Here is a 1,535-nt window from a genome sequence, read left to right on the forward strand (position 1 = left end):
ACTATTCAATCAGGCGCGAAAGTAACTTTAAACAGCGGAAGTGAACTACAGGTATGTGGAGATCTGTTGAACAGTGGCACACTTACTACCAACTCCACTGCTACCATCACTATGATGGGAACTACCAATCAGACTATTTCCGGAAGCAGTTCCTCGAGTCAATATGCCAACCTGAAAGTCAATAAGAACTCAGGTTATGTGATTCCTGCCAACACGATTTATGTGTCCAATACGCTGGATCTGACAAAAGGTCTGATCAAAACCGGAACCTATGAAATCAATCTGACCAATTCGGATACAGATGCCATAACCAACTTTTCGTCTGCTTCCTACATTTGGGGAAACTTGCGCAGATCCATTGGTACGGTTCCAACAGTAACTGTACCTAATGCTGGTTTTGAAAACTACGGAAGTGGCAGTTCACCTGCTAACTGGACAAGAACCTCTAACAGATCTTATTTAGATAATGTGAATACTCCACATTCGGGTAGTCGCTATCTGGCTCAGTATAATGGAAGCTCCTATACAACAGAGATCTATCAGACATTAAGCGGACTTACCAATGGGATTTATACACTCAAGGCATGGGTAATCAGTACAGGAGGACAGACAAGTACCTACATGTATGCTTCCAACTATGGAGGTAGTCTGATCAAGACAGATATTACATTTTCCCTGACCTGGAAACAAATCACCATCCCCAATATTGTGGTCACCAACGGGCAATGCAGAATTGGATTTTATTCCAGTTCTTCAGGAGGAAAGTATATTCTGGCAGATGATGTGGAATTTGTTTACACAGGTTCAATAGATTATGATTATCCGATAGGAGATGCTGGTCGTTATCAGCGTTTGACAATGGGTGTAACGTCTGATTTGAATGTGAGTAATGTGCTGGGCTTTTTTACCTGGGGTACTTTGAGTGGCACCAGTGGATTGCCATTGGTAGAAGGATTGAATGTGTTTCCTTATCTGGCGCAGGATGGGTACTGGACACTGGAACCTAACACCACACCGGCAGCATCTGCCCGATATAATATCACTTTATATTTAGCTAACTATCCGGGAGGCAGTGGTCCGCTCACCTTTGCCAAACGAACCAACGCTTCTTCTCCCTGGACATTTAATAACAGCAGTGTAGTGGGTGATTACTCAATCAAACAACAATATGGACGAAGCGGGTTTTCTACTTTTTCACAGATAGGGATTATCAGTGGAACACCTGTGAGTTTGCCGGTAACCTATCTGTCACTGAATGGCTATGCTACGGAAGAAAAACAGGTAGAGTTGAAATGGATTACATCCAGTGAAGAAAACAGCAGTATGTTCAATGTTGAACGCAGCAGTGATGGCAAGACGTATACACAGTTAGGGAGTGTGGTAGCAGCAGGCAACTCGTCGACTCCGTTAACATATTCATTTTTGGATAGTTCACCACTATCAGGAGTAAATTATTATCGGTTGAATCAGATAGACAGAGATGGGAATGGTTCGTATTCAAAAGTAGTGACTGTGAAGATAGGTCAGAGCAGTGG

The 1,535-nt window shown here is 42.9% G+C and carries 1 pseudogene; it reads left to right on the forward strand.

Annotated elements, in window-relative coordinates:
- Positions 1–1,535 (forward strand): annotated as a pseudogene (locus QNI22_RS40090) (hypothetical protein); the annotation flags it as partial.

The organism is Xanthocytophaga agilis, assembly GCF_030068605.1.
GTDB lineage: Bacteria > Bacteroidota > Bacteroidia > Cytophagales > 172606-1 > Xanthocytophaga > Xanthocytophaga agilis.